Below are 18,499 nucleotides of genomic sequence, written 5' to 3' on the forward strand. Positions count from 1 at the left end.
GAATGTTTCTTTCATGGCCCGTCGGCGGGGAACAGACGGTCCTCTTTCTGGTATTCCCGACGGATGGCCTCACGAAGCACGGCTTCCCGGAGTTGGCCGGCACCCGCGTGTACCGACTCATAGACGCTATGGCGGATGGCGTTGGCGATATTGGCGCCGGTGAGCTCGTAGCGGTGAGCCAGGGTGTCGAGGTCAACCTCCGGAGCCAGGGGTAGATGGGCGGGCAGCATCTTGCGCCAGAGTTGCAGGCGCTCGGTAGGGGAGGGGGGCGCGAACGACACAATGGCCTCAAAACGGCGCGTGAAGGCCTTGTCCAGGTTGCTGCGGAAATTGGTGGCCAGGATACAGAGCCCGTCGTAGTTCTCCACCCGCTGGAGCAGGAAACTCGTTTCCTGGTTGGCGTATTTGTCGCGGCTCTCCTTCACTTCTCCCCGTTTGCTGAACAGGGCGTCGGCTTCGTCGAAGAAGAGTATCCAACCTTTGCTTTCCGCCCGTTCGAAGAGGCCAGCCAGGTTTTTTTCGGTCTCGCCGATCCACTTGGACACGACCATGGAAAGGTCGACGCGGAAGACCGGCCGGTCGCTGGCCTTGCCCAGGAGGGCCGCCGTGAGGGTCTTGCCTGTACCGGGCGGACCGCAAAAGATAGCCCGGTAGCCCCGCCGGCTGTGGCGGCCGTAGCCCGGGTCGCCGGCCAGTTCCTGCTGGTGATTGAGGTAGTTGGTCAGGTAGCCGATCTCCCGTAGGCTGTCGTCGGCCAGTACCAGGTCGTTCCATTCCAGCTCGGTTTCTACGCGCTGGGCGGGGAAGTTGGGGGAGAAGGCCGGCGGGGCCACCCGTCCGGTGAGCAATTGTTCCACCCATTCCGGGTCGGCCACGAGCTGACCGGCCATCGGGGGTTCGCCCGGGGGCGGGGGGTGGAGGAGCAGGAAGCCGGATCGGACCAGCCAGTGGTCGTCGCGCAACAGATGCAGTACGGCAATCCGCTCGGCGAGATTGTTACCCGCAAGTACGAACTGCAAGGTTTCACCGGTAGGGAGAATGCCCCGGCATTGTTTGCCGCGAAATCCGCCGAAAGCAGGAAAATGGTCTCCCATAGCTATATGAGAAGGCAGCAGTTCATCGAAAAAGTCTGGCCTGACCTGAGGAGCCAAGGCCAGCAGGATGGCTACGTACTCTTGATAGGTGGGTTTATGCTCCTCCAGGAAGTGGGAGAAGGCACTGTCGTCCGGACGAAAAACAGGTGCCGTTACCGAAACGGTTTCGGACTTGCCAAGGTGCACTTCCAGCCTGGCACTAATGAGGCGTTGCAGATACCCCATGGCCGCCTCCAGGTTGTCCAGGCGCTGCGTTCTATCCTTCATTGAGCCAGGATTTACGGTACAGGGGTCCGGTGGTGGCGTAGTATGAAGCAATGGGCTCTACTTGAAAGTTCTCCAACGCCATTTTACCCCCCAGGGGCAGCGGCGTTTTGATGGCAAGTATATCGCCAAAGGCCAGCCCGCCCGGGTGGGTCGTCAACCAGTCCTGGTACACCCGATCATTGAGAAAGTGCGGCAACCGGTCTTCCGGCAACCATCTGCCCAGCAAGGACATCAAGGTCAGGTTAGGGTCGCTGAAGTAGCGTACTTCCAGGGGGTCTACCAGGCCTACCCGCCCCTTGGTACCCTCTTTGATTGGGTCTTCGAGAACCAGCAGGGCCCCGTACGCATTGGTGCCGATCACCCACCTTTCCCTTTGGTCCGCGAACAAGAAGGACCAATCGTCGAGCAGGTCGCTCAGCGTCTGGACACGCTCCGTGAACAGGTGAAGAAAGCCGTCTCGGAACGGCCCCACTCCGGCTTCCTGAACGAAATAGGACCAGATGCCCTGGGCCCATGCGGCCGGGAAAACCAGCGGCACTTCCGGCGCTCCGGCAGGGTCGCCAAAGGCTTGTTTGAATGCGTCGATCGCGGATGCCATGGTGGTCGGTTTTAGGTACGCCGAAGGGTCACGTTCATTTTCCAAATGGCCCAGCCTTCACTGGGGTACCGGTTTTTGATGGATCCTTCCAGGGCGTCGATGTTGTTCTTCCAGTTGCTACCGATGCTCTGGTTGACGTTTGCGGCCCCCACGTACTGGGTGAGTTGCTGAATATAGTTCAGCCAGGGGAGATGATTGTCTGTTGGGTCTACGGGCTTGGGAACCGAGATGACCTCTGGAATCATCCCGAACCCGCCCGCGATCTGGTCCGCATTGTGGAGGATATTGACGCTGGTGACCACCGCGGACCATCCGGTAATTACTTGATCCATCGCAGCCTTTATTTCGTTCAGCTCGCCGATGTTTTGGTTCCTCCAGGAACTTTCGTTCCCAAACCGGCCGGTTACTGCGCCAATGGCGGCGAAATCCGGTGTAAAGGTGGCATCGTCGTGGTGGTCGATAGCCGCCTGAATGGCCGCCTGCGCATTGCGGTACTTGGCGGTTCGGTTGCCGCTCCTGGCTTCCGCCTCATCGGCCCGGTTCTTCAGCTCGGCAAGGAGAACCCTTCTCTGCTCTGCGTCCAGCGAGACCATTACCGCGGGATCGAGACTGTAGCTGTTGCGGTTGAGGATCCACTGGTCCACCAACAGCGCATTGATGCCATCTTGCTGCAACCGGAGTTGCCGGTCGTACTCGGCCAGGACCGTGGTGAGTGTAAAGGAGGTATTGAAGGTCACTTCTTCCCTTTGGATGTTGTGCGGGGGTGGGGCTTTGAGATGGGTAAGGGAATGGGCCTTGGTAGGCGCCAGTGTCGCCAGTTGGTCGCTGATGGTAGTAGCGTGACGGTTGACTTCCTCCAGAAGGGGAGAAAGAACCCGGCCGTTGGACGGAGTGACCTGATGGATAAAACTGATGGATTCTGACGACTGCTGGGCAATGGTTTGAATAAGCTGGTTGCCGTGCTGATGGTGGGCCTGGGCCGTTGGACCGTAGATCATCTGGTTCAACTGCTGTTGTATATCGGCGTTGTCCAACTTAACGGCGAGCTGAGTTCCTGCCACCACTATATCCAATGCCAGGCGGGCGGTACTTAGGTTGACGGTTTTATTGATCGGCGAGAACGGGATGCCTCCCTCGAAAATGTCAAATAATCGGGCCAGATCCGGAGTCATTTGCCCTTCCAAGTCTTCTACCTGATCGTCTTCCTGTTTGGCCGCAGTCACTTTCTGGGCGTTCTCGGGGTCTGATTTTGCGCCCGCGATAGCCTGTTTGGCTTGTTCTGCTTCCTGGAGAACGATACCGTTCTGTGAACTGACTTTCGCGAGCAGGCCACTGGCCTCATCCCTGGTTTGGGGATCCAATGTGCCGAGTTTCCCGTTCCACTGGTTCAATAACTGCTCCAGGGGGCGGGGCGTGCTGGCCACCATCACCCGGGTTCCGGACCTTACGTCTATCCACAACCGGTGACTTTCTCCGCCCCCGGAAAAGCTTTTCTGCTCGCCCACCTCTTCGTCCAGTCCCGCTTCCCCCTGCTTCTTCCCCAGCCCCAACCGCTCCAGTAAGGCCTTCGCTTTTTCGACCAGGAACGCGATGGCGCGATCCACGGCACCCAGCACCATTTGCTGGAAGCTGCCCACTACGCCGGCAATCTTTTGGGGCAGGTCGCCCATACCCAGGTAGCCGGCGATGAAGTCGATGACCGGCACCAGCATCCCGGCCAGTGCCTGCTCGGTCTTCTTGGCCATGCCTTCGATGTTGCCGGCGATGAGCTCGGCCATTCCGTTCACCACCGTTTCCACGAGCTGGAAGATGCGCGCCGCGTTCTCGAATACCCACTTCAGGACGCGGAAGATGGCCTCGATGGCCTGGGCAATGGCCCCGACCGGATTGAAGAGCAAGAGGATACGCGTGGCCACCTGCTTGGCGATGGTCTCCACCATGTAATGCACGGCCGCCTCCACGATGGTACTGAAGATCTGGTTGGGGTCCAGCTTCTGTTTGATGAGCTCGAAGATGCCCCCCGGACCCTCATTGATGAGGACGCTCAGCAGTTCGTAAGCCTTTTCCAGGAGGGCAACGTTGCGCTCGCCGATGTACTTGACCAGGATCTTGCGGATGTTGGCCCAGGTGAGCCCCATCAACTGCAGGAAGAAGGTGATGATGCTCTTCAGGGAGGTGTCCGCCGGTAATTGCACGCCCACCGTTTTCATGGCCGAAAACAACCACTTCACGAAGCCCGTCAGGAGGTGGGAGAAGAAGTTTCCGAAGAATTTCTCGAAGCCCAGCCGCAGGGCCGCCAGCAGGTTGGTCGCAAAGGTCTGCGGGTCATCGGCAATGTCGGAAGCCACCTGCTCGATGCGGGCAATGAGGGCCCAGAACGCGGCCGGGGCGATGCCCACCAGCATCAGCAAGCCGTTGATGATGGCGCGTACCGGATCGTCGATGAAGGCGTTGACCGCGTCGGCGACCTTCTGGATAAGCCCCTTGGCCGCTTCCCGCAGGGCATCGATGCGTTCCCGGGCTTCCTGGACGGCATCACCGGCCTGACTCACCAGGTCGTTGGTGAAGTTCTGTTGGGTCTCGTGCACGTTGTCGCGCAGCCCGTCCAGCCGCCCCTGGAAGCCCGCCTGCTGCTCGGTGGCCCACCCCTGCAGGCTTTCCGGTAGCTGACTGAAGAGTTCCTTGATGTCGCGGTCGGCGTTGTCGATCAGCTCCTCGCAGGCAATGACGATGCCGTTCACGTAGGTCGATACTTCCCGGATCAGGGTGCAGATGTCGCGGCCGAAGGTGCGCTCCGCGCGGGTGTAGATGTCGGTGATGTAATCCGGCAGCCCCGTAGCGCTGTCCCAGATGGAAACGATGGCGCCGCCCACGCCTTCGTGGCGCTCGTCGACCAGCCGCTTGGCTTCCTGCAATTCCGCGTCGAAGGCACTGGCGATGCGGTCCTTTCCCGTATTCCACATCGACATGGCCGTGGAGACCATGGGGGTGAGCAGGTTATTGACCGCCGTCTGGGCGGTGGTGAAGATGGTCTCGGCGGCCGCCGCGGCGGCGACGCGTTGCTCCTCCTCTGATCCGGCCATGGCCAGTTGGGCGGTGAGGGTGTCCTGTACGGTGCCCGAACGGCTCCGCTCCAGGGCGGCGAGTGCCTGGCTTTCTACCTGCAGGGCTGCCTCCCGACTGGCGTTGATGGCCTCGTTCTGCTGGCGCAGCACCTCTTCGGGGGCCACGGCGGCGGCCTGCTCCAGTTCGCCCATTCCGGCGCGCGCGTCGGCCACGGGCCCGGTAGTGATCAGCTGGGCCGGTTCGGTGGTCATTCCCGCCTCCTCCACTTGGGTCTGGGTAGCGGCTACGTCCGCATCGAGCGAGAGATCGCCGGCCGGCACCGCGGGGGGAGTAGCCGCGGCCGCATTGACGGGAGGCGTGGCTAAGGTGGCCGGCGTCTGGGGCAGGGGCGCGCTGTTCTGGGCCGGCGTGCCGGCCGCGGGGGCATTCACCGCGTTGTAGTCGGTGGCTACGCCCTGGCTTTCCTCGGTGATGTCGTCGTTGAGGGCCTGACCCACGGCCTGCGCCTCGGCTTCCGGATTGGTGCGCCGCAGGCTGTCCTCGTCCGGCGGCCGGCGGTTCTCGATCGCGTCCTGAATGTCGGCGCAGAGCTGTTCGATTTCCGGACTGGGGGCGGGTTGTTCGCGCAGTGCAGCGGTGAGGGCACCCTGGGCGCGGGCCGTGGTTTCCTCGGCGGGCTCCTGCACGTTGGCCCGGGCGGCGGCGGTATTGGCCGCGGCGGGCGGCAGGGCGCGGGTGGCGGTACCGGCACCGCCCATGGCCCGGCTGGCGGCGCGTGCGCCCTGCATCGTCCGGCTCTCCAGGTCCGGGGGCGGGGGCGGGATCAGCAGGGCAACCTCCATCGGTGCCGGGCCGGCGGCTTCGGTTTCGGCGTCCGGTGTGGCGGTTTCTGGCGCCGTTTCCGCTGGTGCTGCTTCGGGGGCAATTTCGGGGGCGGGGGCCACGGCCACTCCTTCTTCCGGCGGAGCAATCTCCGGGCGGCGGGGCGCGGGTGCCGTGATCACGGGCAACAGCGCGTCCGGCCCACCCCGTACCGGGATCAGCGGTTGCCGGGCGCGTGCCGGCGGGGGCGGTGCCCGTCGTGCCCGCTGTCGTTCCCTCATGACCAGTTCACGTGCAGGCGCCCCTCCATCCACGGCGTCTTGATCAGGGAAAAACTCCACGGAAGCCGGTTCAGCAGCAGATCGTGGGCGCGGCTTTCGACCTCCAGCTGCCAGCCGCCGGGTACCAGGGTAAGTACGCCCGGACGTTGCAGGAAGCCTTCCCGCAATCCGTCACGACCGGTACTTCCGAGGGCCGACCAGTGGCCAATCACCCCGTCGAGCAAGGCGTCGGCGGCCGCACGATCGCTCTCGCTGAGGGAGGTCGCAACCGCGAGGTAGTCGGCGGGCGATAGTCCCAGCAGTACCTTGACCAGCGGAAGGTCCCACTCCCGACAGTCGGTGCGGCCGGTCACCAGGTAGTGCAGGAGGGCGGCGGCCCGGGGCAGGTCCGGTCGATCGCCGGTATCCGTCACGGCTCCTACCTGCCGAAGCAGGTAAGCCAGGTAGGGGTGCAGCAGTACCAGGCCGGCGTGGTCGGGGAAGTAGGCCTCCGTCTCGCTCAGTATAATGGGGGCTTCCTGCGCAGGTCCGGCTTCCCGGGCATGGGCCGGATCGGTCAGCCAACGGAAGTTTTGCCACTGCCTTTGCCAGTGCACCGGATCCGTTGGTGGATGGTCGGAAGTGAGGGGGTCGTCCGGGTTGGCGTCGGTGCCTCGGGTGAGTACCCACCACGCCCGCTCCAGGAATTTTCCCGGCACCTGCGCGCCGCGGCCGATAAACCAGGCGGGATGGCGGTCGAGGAAGCGAAGGAGGGGCCACCAGTCGGTAGTAGAGGCTTGGGGCAACCACCGGCTGACGCCAGCTTCGAATGCGGCGAGAGTGGGGTAGTCCCAGGGCAGGGTGCCGGTAGCGAGGAAGTGCAGGACGGCCGGTACCACGACAGCGGGTGATTGCGCGGCGGCCGGGGCGTGGGCGGCGGACAATTCCCGGGCCAGGGCCACCGCGAATGCCGCGGCGAAATCGTCGTCGAGGCGATCCAGGTGGTCCAGGGCAATTTCCACGTCCAGGTGATCCAGGTGCAGGGTCACCCCCGGCGGGGCGTGGCAATCCAGTTGGCGGCGCAGTTCGGGCTCGATCACCCGTTCCTGCAGCCGCTCCAGCCGGTCGTGCCATCGGTTGGCCTGCCGGGGGTCGACCGAGGGAAGCTCAAGGAAAAGCTCCTGCCGGCGGATATGGTGCTGGCCGGCCATCAGACGTTGATGCGGGCAATGGCCGTGGCAGAACAGCCCGTGTCGGGATCCACGGCCAGCACGGCGGCGATGACCTCCGTACCGTCCCGCGAGTAGGTGACCTCGATCTTACGGCCTTCCCCGAAGCCCGGATCGGCCATCTGGGCGTCCCACCAGAAGCGGAGCTCACGATTGCCGCCGCCCTCTGTGCCAAGGGAGCGCGACATGCCGTCGCCTTCTACCTGGATCCGCACTTCGAAGAGGTCGCGGCACTCCGGTTCGGGCTGCGCGTTGGGGTCGCAGCGATCGATGCGGAAGCGCTCGAAGGAGGGGAATGGCGCGTTGTCGCTTTCCCGCACGCCGTCCTGGCTGTAGCTCAGGGTGCGTTCGCGGTCACGGTTGAAGTCGGTAGTGCGGTCCACTTCCGTGTACCGCACGTTGACCACCATTTCGAAGGTGAAGCAGGCAAAGGTCTGGAAGGTGAGTCGGTCGGGACCGTCCTCGGTCCGGCTGTCCAGTCGCAGGGCGGGTTCCCCGTTGGCCAGGCCGGCCGGTTGATTGATGGCCGCGTCGGTGGATTCCATGATGATCTTCATGCATTCCCGCATGCGGTTGGCGTAGTCCACGTTCGTCAGGGCACCCCCGCCGTCGATCTCGGTGCGGAGGTTGCGGTTCAAGGTGGCGAGCTCCTGCCGACCCAGGCTCAGCGTGGTACCATCGTCCAGGGTCAGTTGCAGGCCGCGTACGGTAAGCCGGAAGTTTTCGTAGCGTAGCGTATCCCGGGCGGGGAGTTGGGCCCAGAGGGGAGCGCTGGCCCGTACTGCGATGCCGTCGCAGGGCAGACCGCAATCGGGCTCGTCGGCCACGCAGGTATGGGCGGGAAAGTCGAGGGTGGTGGCGCATTCTTCCCCGAAGGCGTCCTGTACATTGAGCGTGAAGGATTCTCCGGAGGCGATGCCGCTCACGGTAACCACTTCCCCCTGTTCCGCGGTGGCGGAGGAGCCGTCGGGTTGGCGGAAGGTGTAGGGCGGCCGTCCGCCTTCGATGATGAAGTCCTGGGAGAAGGTCTGCAGGTCGTCCGTACAGGTCGGCGCACCGGCCAGTTGGGCCCGCAGCGGGGGCAGCAGGGCGACGGTGAGGCTCACCTGCTGTCCGCCGTCGTCGACAACGGTGAAGCTGAGGCCGGCCCGCAGCATTAACGTTTCCTCGGGCACGGGCTGCCGGTTGCCGTTGGCGTCCTGAAGGAAGTAGGGTGGCGTACCCCCGCTCACCCGCAGGCGCATGGGGGCCTGGAACCCGCCCGCGGCCGAGAGTCGGGTAGCCCCACCCGTCATGCGGGTACAGCCTTCTTGTTCCAGGGTGGCGACGAGGGGTTCGGCCGGCTCCTCAGGTTCCTGGGGCGGGAAAATGTGAATGGGGGCCCCGCGGCCGCAGCAGCGGTAGGGGAGGTAGAAGTCGGCAATGACGGTACCGTTGTCGATGCCCGGGATCGGAACCTCATTCGGTGGCGTACCCCCTTCACCGAGGTCGATCAGCAGGAAGGGGTCTTCCTGGCTTACCGTAACGATCCGCTCGATGGTACCGATGATCAGGGGCGTCGACTGCACGCGCAGCTGCACGGGCAGGGTATCTACGTACAGACTGAAACGACCATCCTGGTCGGTGAGGGTCCCGGAGACGGAATTGACCTGGGTGATGACTACGCCGGGCAGACCGCGGTCGCCCAGCACAACCTGTCCGACCAGCCGGAAGCGACCCGTCCGGCCCTGCCCCGCCGGGGTGCCGCCGCCGTGGTAGACCAGCACGAAGGTGCCGCCGAGTTCGGTGCCGGCCTTGAACTGGAGGCCCGGGTGGTCCTCCTGGAAGCGGGCGAACAGCTGCCGGCGGAGCACTTCCTCTCGGCGGCGCTGGTAGCTATCGTAGAGTGCGCGGAAGGCATCGAGCTCTCCCGCGGTGATGAGCTCGTCAAGCTGGTCCGAAAATTCCTCCAGGTCGATCCGATTATTGGTAGCCGCACCCCCGGTCTGCGCGTCGTTGAGGGTAGCGGCCCCCAGTCGGGCCCAGGCCCGGGTCCAGCTCATCAGTTCGGTGAGGGCCGACTCGGCCTCCGTAAAGTTGAGATCGCGGAGCAGGGAGGCGAAGTGGTTTTCCAGGAACACCAGACGGTGCACGATCAGGAGGTGAACGAGATAGGTGCCGTCGAAGCCCGTTGTGAAGGGACCGGCCGAAGTGTGGCGGTCGAAGTTGGCTTCAAAAAATTCCCCCACGGTGCCTTTCAGGTACTGGTACCCGGGCAGGCGGCGCAGCAGGGCCGCCCGCGGCTGTCCCAGGGGGTAGGCCGGTTGCGCGCTGCGCTTTCCGGTGAGCATCCTGGTATCGTAGAAGCGTACAGCCACTTCGGCCAGCCGACCGAACAGCCCGGCCCGGAGCGTGCCGTACTGGGCCTCCAGGTCGCTGAAGTGCAGCCGGTAATCCTCGATCACCATATCGTCCGCCAGGTCGCCGGTACGCAGGGCCACCACGTCGATCGGCAGACGGTAGGTGCGGATCTGCTGGCGGATCTCCGCGAGGGCCGTTTGGTAGGCCTGACCGACCGCCCCCTCGATGCGCAGGAACTGCCGCGGCTCGAGGTCATAAATGAGGGGGCGGCGGACGAAGTCGTCCGTAGCATTCCACTGTACGGCGTGGTAGCCCAGGTTCTCCCCGGCCCGGCCCTTGCGGGTCAGGTGGTAGTTCCAGAGGTTCACGAGGGCCTGCGGATCGTAGTAGAAGGGGATGGCCTTGCGCGAGAGCGGCCGGCCGAGGAAGGACGGCGTGATGCGGATCGGCCGCCGCACGTTGCCGGTATTCGTACTCGCCAGGGGAAGTTCCGCGGGGTTCTCCAGGCGGTTGTTGGAGGTGCCCACGCCCCGCAGTCGCCGCACCCGATTCATGACGATCCCCGACAGGTTGCCCACCGTCGGGGGCGAAGCGCCGGCCGGCACGGGAAGTTGGGTGCCGAGCACCAGCGCGACCAGCCGGTCGAAGAGGGAGACCAGCCGCTGCCGGCTCTCTGCCTGCTGGTTCTGCACGGGTGAGCTCACCCACACGTGGCGCATCTCGTCCGACAGTCCGTTGGTGGTGAAGTGGTTGAGGACCAGGTGCCGCGGGAAAATGCGGTCGTCCGGGCAGCAAAGACTGAACAGGTCCTCGGCCCCCTCCCGCAGTTCCTCGTAGGCGTGAACGATCGTGGCCAGGTGATCGAAGTAGTACTGGTAGGCCAGGGCCTCTGCCCCCTGCAGCAGGCGGCCGTCGTGCAGAAAGGTCAGCCCCGTGAGCCGGGCGGAGAAGGGGTTGGCCGCATAGCCGGGAAATAGCGGCGCCAGGCTGGTGTAGGACTGGTCCAGGGCGGTTTGTATTCTCGACAGGTAGGTACCGGACAGGGTGGCCCGGTAGGTTTCAAAGAGCTGCCGAGTGGTCAGCGGATGGGTGTTCGGCACGTTGAAGCGGGCGGCCCGCAGGGTGGGCAGGGCGAGCCGGTCGGCGCGGTTGTCGAAAAGAGAATAGTAGGTGGCGGCTCCCGGTACGTCCGTGGCCAGGACGCGCCGGATCTCGACCAGGTCCTGGCGGCGGATCAGCAGGGGCTTCACGATGGTCTCCACGGTGCGGCCCTTGTCGTCGCAGTTGTTGGGCGTGCAGTTCCGATTGTCGACCGCGCGGCATTCAAAGAGAAGCAGGAGCACCTTTTCGTCGCCTTCTCCTTCAGACTGGTTGGTGCCGGTGAGGAAGTCGCGGCTCACGGCCCGGGCCGCGGCATTGTCGTTGCGGTCGGTGGTCAGTTCCCATAGGGGGTAGGTCCCGTCGCCGTCGGGTAGGTCGAAGAAGGTATAGTCAATGTCCTCGGGCATGGTGTAGGGAGCGAAAAACTCGAGGGGTTCGTCCTCATCCCAGATGATGAGGTGCCCGGCGGAGGTCACGCCGCATCCCCGGCTGATGGTGATCCCGCTGCCGGCCTGGTTGAGGGTCGCTTCCAGTCCGCAGACGATCCCGATGCCGATGAGGTGGGTCCGCGTCAGGCGGCCCTGCTCGCCCAGGTAGTCGTACAGCTGGTTGAGGTGGCTGCTGCTCAGGATCTGGTTCGGCGCGAACTGGGGATAGGTGGTGTGGATAGGTTGCATGGCGGAACAGCTTTAGAAGGTACCGAGGGTGGTTTGGTCCAGGCGGACCGGATTTTCGTCGTCCCCGTCGTCGCAGTCGTGCAGCGTGGCCACGGGGTAGGCACTACGCAGGCCCTGGAAGACGCGCAACAGGCGGTGGAGCAGGGCGCTGACGGCGAACCATTCGGTGTAGAATCCGGTCAGCAGATCGCGCAGCGCATTCAGGCGGGCGGCGTCGGGCAGTCCCCAGGCGGAGGTCAGGGCGGGGTCGCGGGTGCGGAGCAGGTCAAGATCCGCGGTGAAGTCAGGCCACACCTCGTCCATCCAGGTGGCCGCGGGGCCGGCGAGGTCGTCGTCGTTGTCCACCAGCCTGGATACGTAGGCGCGGTAGCGCTCCCCGAAGTAGCCCAGCAGCAGGCGGCCCTGGCTCAGGGTGGCGCTTTGGGGGAGCCAGTCCAGGACGGCGGCCTCGAGCTCGTCATTGATCTCTGGCCAGGCGAAGGCGGCGTTGGCCGTGAGCCAGGGGCACCAAGCGGCTTCGAACCGGCTGAGTTGGCGGGCCAGTTCGTCGGGCACCGGGCAGCGGCAGGTGGCCAGCAGGGCATCAAGCTCCTCCGGTGTATACTCGCTTTCCCCCTTCGCGTCACTGATCCAGCAGAGCTTGGGCAGCAGGTGGACGGGCGTTTCCCGGCGGATCAGGCGGTCGGCGTAGCGGCGAAGGTCCATGTCCTCGCTGAAGGGGGCCACGTCGGCCGGCAGCAGGTAGGTGATGCGGAAACTGTAGGGGTCTTCCATGCCGCGGTGGTCGCAGTCGTCCGCCAGGCACACGTCCATGAGTGCATCCCCCGGGAACTTCGGCCGCAGCAACAGGTGCTCCACCACGTACAGCCTTTCCCGGAGCAGGGTGTCGGCGAGAAAGGTCCGCAGGTCGTCGGCGGTGACCCCGGCGGGCAGTTCGGCGAGGTCGTCCCCCTCCGGTCCGGTCAGAAAGGTGCTCCCCCCGTCGGTGCGGTAGTGGGCGGCGTCGGTGCCGCGCTCGACGACCCACTCGATGGCCGACCAGGCCGCCGCCTGCGCTTCCTGGGCCGTGGGGTAGGATTCGCCCACGGCAACATCTGTCAGTAATTCAGTATCCGTGGAGGGGTGGGTAAGGGTGTAGGCTACCTTCCAGCCTGGCGGACTTTTTTCGATGGCCAGACGGAAATAGGCGCGTACGTCCTCCATCCCCAGCAAGCGGCGGATCCGCTCGCCGAGGCCGGAGCGGTTGCGGTAGCCGCATACCCCGTCTTCGAGCCGGTAATGGATTCCTATGCCGCGGCGGGCGCTGATCTCGGGCAGGAAGCGCAGGAAGCGCACCTTGTCCTGAATGAGTTTTTCCGGACCGTACGCCTGCCGCGTGGTCTGATCGTGGATCAGCAGGGTATAGTCTTGCATCGACTCCCCGAAGCGGGCCAACAGGTGATCCAGAAAGCGGTTGCGGCGGGTGGTGAACTCGTCTTCCCGTTCCAGCAGGCCGGCCAGGGTATCCCGTGCGTTGGCGGGGCCGGCGAGCAGGTCCTGCAGGTGTTCCAGGGGCTCGCCGGTGTCGAAGAGGTCCGGTACGCGGTAGGTGGTGGATACGCCCTCGTCCGTACTGAACAGGTCACCGAAATAGGTAAGCTGATCGGCGGTGCTCGCCGTGATCACTTCCAGTGGGATGAGGTACGCCGCCAGCTGCCGGGCCTGGGCAACGCGGCGGTCGCTGGCATTGTCGGGCAGGCCTTCCAGGCTGAGTCCGTAGGTGGCCGGCAGCGTCCGCTGCACGGGCAGGAAGCCGGGCCGCGTGCGGTGGGTGCCCGTGGGTACGGGATAGTCGAGGCGGCTGACCGGCAGGGCGAGGGCGCGGTCCTGGGCGCGCAGCTGGTTGAGTACGGCGGTGAGTTCGGCGCGGCGCGGCAAGAGGGGAAGGCCGTCCTTGTACACCATCACCTGACTGGCCGCGAGGTAGAGCGTGGGGTAGTGGCCGGCACTGACGGGTATGCACCAGTCGTGGGCTGGCGCCACCGGGCGGCCCTCGGCGTCGTAGACCGTGAAGCGCAGGGCCTCAATAGCGAGCACGCCCTCAATGTCCATCAGGGCATTGATCAGGTCACTGACAAATACGCGCGAACGAAGAACGGAGGCGTCCAGGTCGTCCTGCAGGATAAACCCCTGCTGCAGCGCCGGCCCGTCAAAGATGGCCTCGGTCGCATAGCCTGCCGCTTCCATGTCCGGGAGGGAGCGGAAGGGTACCTGCGGGTTCAGCAACAATTCCAGGGTGCGGTAGAAGCGCGCCAGCGTGAGCTCTACGTCGGCACCCGCCCGCAGGTGAAGGTCGGCGCACACCGCCACGTCCTCGGCCCGGATCCGGTCGTAGCGGCAGAAATCCTCGCCCACCTTCCGGTTATCGTGGAGGAGGGTTTCGGTCTCCGCCAGTTTTTGGGCGCGGACCTGCAGCTTCCGATGGTAGGTATCGATCAGGTTGCCGGCCTCGAGGAGCCCGGTCAGCGTGGCACCGTCGGTGCCGGCGGGCAGGTCAGCGCGCTTCCAGAGCCGCAGGGTGACCTCCGGCAGCTGCAGGTTGATCGTTTGGCCACCGGCGGTAAATTCCAGGCTGAGGTCGAGGAAGAAGATGTCGCGCAGCCCCCGACGCAGATCGTCCGCGTCCACGGGTTCGCTGTTGGTCCGGTCGCGGCTGAACCGGTCGATGCTCCAGGCGGTGAGGGTGGCTCCGGGGTCGCCGGCCAGGCGGTAGGCGGCCGGGGAGAGGTCGCGCCATTCCGGAAAGCGCAACTCGGCGTCGATGGCCACCGAACCACCGCTGCCGTCGGGCAGCAACAATTGTCCCTCCACGCGGTCGGTGTTGAGGTTGCCGAGTTCGGCGTCCGGCGCGAACTGAATGAGTACGTCGGTGAAGCCTCGGATAATTATGGCCGGCTCGTGCTCGTCGGGGCGCTGGCTGGGGCGCAGCCGCCAGCGGGGCGCGAAGGTGAGTTCACCGTCGGTGCAGTCGGGGTAGGGGGCGGGTCCGCAGGCGCAGGCTTTACAGATGACCCAGGCGTTGCTCAGCCCCAGGCTATCGATCAGCAGTCGGCGATAGTCGTCGTTGGTGACCGGCGCGTTGGTCAGGATGTGGCGGGCCGTGAAGAAGGGTTGCCGGTAGTCGATGCCTCCGCCGGCGTCGGTGAGCAGGTCGGCCACGTCGAATGATCCCCGGTATCCGAGTTCGGCCAGGGCGTCCGCCAGGTGCTCCAGCAGGGTGATGCCGGGGTCGTGGGCGTTGTAGTCCGTCCACTGGTCGCGGGCCAGTTGCTCCACGGCCGCGTAGGCCTCGGCGCGCAGTGCCCGGTAGTCGGCTGCAGCCGCGGGTTGCCAGCGGGGATCGATCACGGTGCTCATCAGTCGATGGGATTTTCGGTGACGGTCACCCGGGCGCGGCGGGCCCGGCGGCGGGGCGGTGCGCACACTTCCGTGGGGCCGGTGACCGTCAGGTCGTGCAGGGGGGTGATCAGGTGGTGGGGGGCCGAGGCGAGTACGCTCACGAGCTTGGTGGCCCGCAGCCGCTCGGCCCCGTTCTGGGTGGGGTCCGCGAGGTGCAGCAGCACCAGGTTCTTGACGTAGTCTACGTAGGGCAACTCTTCCAGGAAGTTCACCACGCCCGAGCGGTGAACCTCGGCGCTGAAGTCGAGTCCGGCCAGGCCCTCGTCGTACCAGGGACTGATGTAATCAATGAGGTCGGTCTGGATTTGCGTCTGGGCCCAGCTTTCGTCCGTGCCTTCCAGGTACCTCACGTCAGCCCGCACCTGTACCTCCTCGAAGAGGGGGTTGCGCACGTGCAGGGTAGCGTGGCAGGTGATACGGGCGTGCAGGAAGGCCTCAATGGCCTCGCGGGTGCTCAGGCTGACGTAGGGTCGGAGGCCTTCCTCACCCGAGCGACCGAGGGGCAGGACTGTAAAGTGCCCGGCCCGCAGCTCGTGGTAGTCGTAGGTGCCAGGAGTTTCGCGGGGCGCAAATTGGAGGTGCTGCAGGCAGATCACCCGCTCCACTTCGGGAAAGGCCCCGAGCACCAGGTGCTCGATGTCCCACTCCGTGATGCCACGGTTCTTGTGGCGCAGCCGTTCGCTCAGGCGCGTGAAGTAGGTATCGCGGTTCTCGGGTGCCGCGCCGCCGAAGGTGGAGTAGGGTTGCTCCACCTTCTTGATGCCCGGCCGGGGCAGGGCGAGTTTGGTCACGGTGCCGGGTGGCAGGGGAGTATTGGCTGCCGACTGTCCCGCCGTGAAGGCCTGGGCTACCTCCACCCCGTGGGCGTGCACTCCGAGCAGGCGGTTGACGGCATTGACCTTCTCGGCGACGCTCAGCCGGATCCACTGTCTGGCGTCGTTGAAACGGGCGTTCTCCGCCCGCGTGCCGGCCGGCAGGTCCAGGCGCACGAGCCCGGTGCGCAGCAGGCCCTCCGTGCCGTCCGAAAGCTTGTCGTTGGGGAAGGTCACCCACTGGTTGTCCTTCAGATAGTGCCAGCGTACGTGGTCCTCCGGCTTTTCCAGCAAAGGGTCGGCCGTGCCCTCGGCGATCTGGAAAAGCAACGAGAGTTGGGAACCAGCCTCCCATTGCTCGATGCCGAGGTACAGGGCACCCGCGTCCGCGCCCACGGCATCCCCGGATTGGGGCAGGAGGTTGGGGAGGAAAGTGCGGGTGCCCGTAGCCGGCAGCGGATCGGAGCCGAAGGGCGTAAGGTGAAACAATTGGTGGCTGCCCTCCTGGGCGTTGCGGACGTTGGCGGAAGCGTGGTCGACGAGGTAGTCGAGGCTCAGTTCAGCGAAGAGGGGGTTAAAGGGGGCCGCCGGCACCGCCCCGACCGTTTCACCATTGGCCTTTTTGGCGGCCCAGTCGGTGAGGGCCGCCGGGTAGGCGGCGTGCCCCCAGTCGCCCGTAAGGGTAAGCTTCAGGAAACCCCCGGTAGCCCCCACGGCGAACGGCGCGTCCGCGCTGAAGTCGGGCACGATGCGGTCGGCGTTGCCGAAGTAATCGGTGAAGTTGCCGTCGTTCAGGCTGAAACTTCGTTCGTGGTGCCAGGACCCACCCTGCCGGCTGTACTGATCCACGTTCACGGATGTAGCTCCGGTGGCGTCGGCCCAGGTCCAGCGCGGCGTCACTTCGGCGAATTCTTTCTGGAAGGACTCCTTATGACCGATGATCAGCACGTCCCCCTTGCGCGGCGCGGCGCCGAACGGGTGGAAAGGCTTGGAAGGGTCAACTACGCCGGCGCTGCCCGACAGGGCCAACTGGCGGACGCCCTTGACGTCAACCCCGATGTACACCCGGGAGAAGGTGCGGTGGCGCAGGAGCAGGTTATTGGTGAGGCTCCCCGCGGTCTGGGGCAGTTCCAGGCGGGCAACCGGCAGGCTGGTGGCCAGGCCCTGCTGGTGGACCTCCTCGGCGTAGGCGACGATGGCGGGGGCTTCCGGGGGGAGCGCTACGGTCAGGCTTTGTTCTTGCAGCGTGGCCTCGACCTCGTGCCACCCCTCCTCCGTGGTGAGGAGCACCTTCATTTCCACGCCGGGATAGGCGGGCAGCGGGTCCAGGTCCGCAAATTCAAAGGTGATGGTCCGCGTCCCCTCCCGCAGGTACAGGTAGTGGGAGGCGATGGCCAGCCCCACCCGCGCTTCTTCCATACCCGCGATCAGGTGCCCGCCAGAGACTGCCTGCTGGCCGAAGGGGTACCAGCCGTTCTGTTCCTCGGGTAGTTCGGCCTCTCCGGTGCCGTCGCCGCTGTCCACCACGCGCGCCGCGAAGAGCCGTCCGGCATCGGCGGTGGCGAACACCTTGCGGTTCTCGTTCGGAAAGTCGTACACCGAAGGGTCGTCGGCTACCTTGAAAACGGCCCGCTTCTCCGCCACGGTGGCCAGGCTCACGGTCACGGCCCCCGTATTCAGGAAAGTACGTTCGGTGCCCGTGGCTTCATCCTTGCCGCCGCGGAAGGCCGTACCTGCGGGCAGGTAGGTCGCGGGCAGGTTCTTCCTGGCTTCCAGCGTCAGGAAGGCGCGGGGCGGGCGGGCTGGGGCCGGCAGGGTGCGCAGTACCCGCTGGTAGTAGAAGTTGAGGTGGCGGTCGGTCAGTCCGTTCAGCATCGCCCGCTGCCGCTCGCGCATGCGCAGGTAGGCCAGCAGAAGGGCCAGGTGGGGCGCGTTTCCAGGGTCGGTCTGCAGACGTTCCCATTCCGATCGGGCGGCGGCGCGCAGGTGCAATGCGGAACTCACGAAGAGCTCGTACACACCGTGAAAGAAGGCGTGGCCCACGGCGTGCAGTATCTGCTCCCCGGCATTGGCGGCCGTAGGAGTGGCTCCGTAGACCACTTCATCCGTACCGATGGCGGCGAGGTGGTCGGCCCAGCTGAGGCCGCCCGTCCAGCGGGGGTTCAGACTTACGGTGCCGTCGACGACGTCCTGGGTGGCGATGAGGCTGCCCCCGGCGGCGTAGGCGTCGCGCAGGTAGTCGGGCACCGCATCCGCGCCGAGGGCCGCGAAGTAGACCGGCGCCCCGGCCCGGTGGTAGGCCAGCCAGCGACCGTAAGCCGGGGCCAGTTGGTGGGCAATCAGGGCCTCGGCCCGTTCGCGCAGCGGCGTGCCGACGGGGAAGCGGTCGGTCAGGCGGTCCAGCGCCACGACGGCCGAAGAAAGCAGGTCGAAGAGGCTGTCCAGCAACTGGTCCACCGACAGGGTGCCCTGCCGGTCTTCGATCAGTTCGCGGTGTTCGGCGAAGCGCCGTCCGAGTTGCTCCAGCGGCCAGGCGAGGAGTCGGGCGGCGGCCACGGCGGCCTGCTTTTCGTAGAACGGCGACCAGTTGTCGGTGACCGTGTTTTGCGCGTCGACGAAGTTCACTTCGCTGGCGAGCAGCCGCACGAACTCCACCCAGTCGGTGTCCGCCTTGCCGTCCACCTGCACGTAGCCGTCCGCCAGGGCGGCCGGCAGCCGCCGGCCCTGGAAGCTGCCGTCGGGCAGCAGCGGGTGGGGGTTGCGGGTCGGATCCGGGGCGGGAGCGGGCATGGGCG

At 65.5% G+C, this 18,499-nt stretch carries 7 protein-coding genes; all 7 read right to left on the reverse strand.

Annotated elements, in window-relative coordinates; genetic code table 11:
• Window positions 1–11: 11 nt before the first annotated feature.
• The 7 genes from E4021_RS11650 to E4021_RS11680 are packed head-to-tail and all read right to left on the reverse strand — an operon-like array spanning window position 12 to window position 18,494.
• The gene (locus E4021_RS11650; RefSeq protein WP_136459534.1) at window positions 12–1,361 is read right to left on the reverse strand and encodes an ATP-binding protein; all 1,350 of its coding nucleotides are present in this window, start codon (window positions 1,359–1,361) and stop codon (window positions 12–14) included.
• Window positions 1,351–1,959, reverse strand: a complete 609-nt coding sequence (locus E4021_RS11655) for a hypothetical protein (RefSeq protein ID WP_136459535.1) — start codon at window positions 1,957–1,959, stop codon at window positions 1,351–1,353. Before E4021_RS11655 ends, E4021_RS11650 begins: the two co-directional genes overlap by 11 nt.
• 11 nt (window positions 1,960–1,970) lie before the next feature.
• Complete coding sequence (locus E4021_RS11660) at window positions 1,971–6,128, reverse strand: polymorphic toxin type 15 domain-containing protein (protein WP_136459536.1); 4,158 nt, start codon at window positions 6,126–6,128, stop codon at window positions 1,971–1,973.
• Entirely contained in the window at window positions 6,125–7,318 is a 1,194-nt protein-coding gene (locus E4021_RS11665) for a contractile injection system tape measure protein (protein ID WP_136459537.1), read from the reverse strand. The genes E4021_RS11660 and E4021_RS11665 overlap by 4 nt, the downstream gene beginning before the upstream one ends.
• Window positions 7,318–11,454, reverse strand: a complete 4,137-nt coding sequence (locus tag E4021_RS11670; RefSeq protein WP_136459538.1) for a hypothetical protein — start codon at window positions 11,452–11,454, stop codon at window positions 7,318–7,320. Before E4021_RS11670 ends, E4021_RS11665 begins: the two co-directional genes overlap by 1 nt.
• Window positions 11,455–11,466: 12 nt before the next feature.
• The gene (locus tag E4021_RS11675; protein WP_136459539.1) at window positions 11,467–14,850 is read right to left on the reverse strand and encodes a hypothetical protein; all 3,384 of its coding nucleotides are present in this window, start codon (window positions 14,848–14,850) and stop codon (window positions 11,467–11,469) included.
• Window positions 14,850–18,494, reverse strand: coding sequence for a baseplate J/gp47 family protein (locus tag E4021_RS11680; RefSeq protein ID WP_136459540.1), 3,645 nt, complete (start codon window positions 18,492–18,494; stop codon window positions 14,850–14,852). The genes E4021_RS11675 and E4021_RS11680 overlap by 1 nt, the downstream gene beginning before the upstream one ends.
• Window positions 18,495–18,499 lie beyond the last annotated feature (5 nt).

Source organism: Neolewinella litorea (assembly GCF_004803465.1).
Lineage (GTDB): Bacteria > Bacteroidota > Bacteroidia > Chitinophagales > Saprospiraceae > Neolewinella > Neolewinella litorea.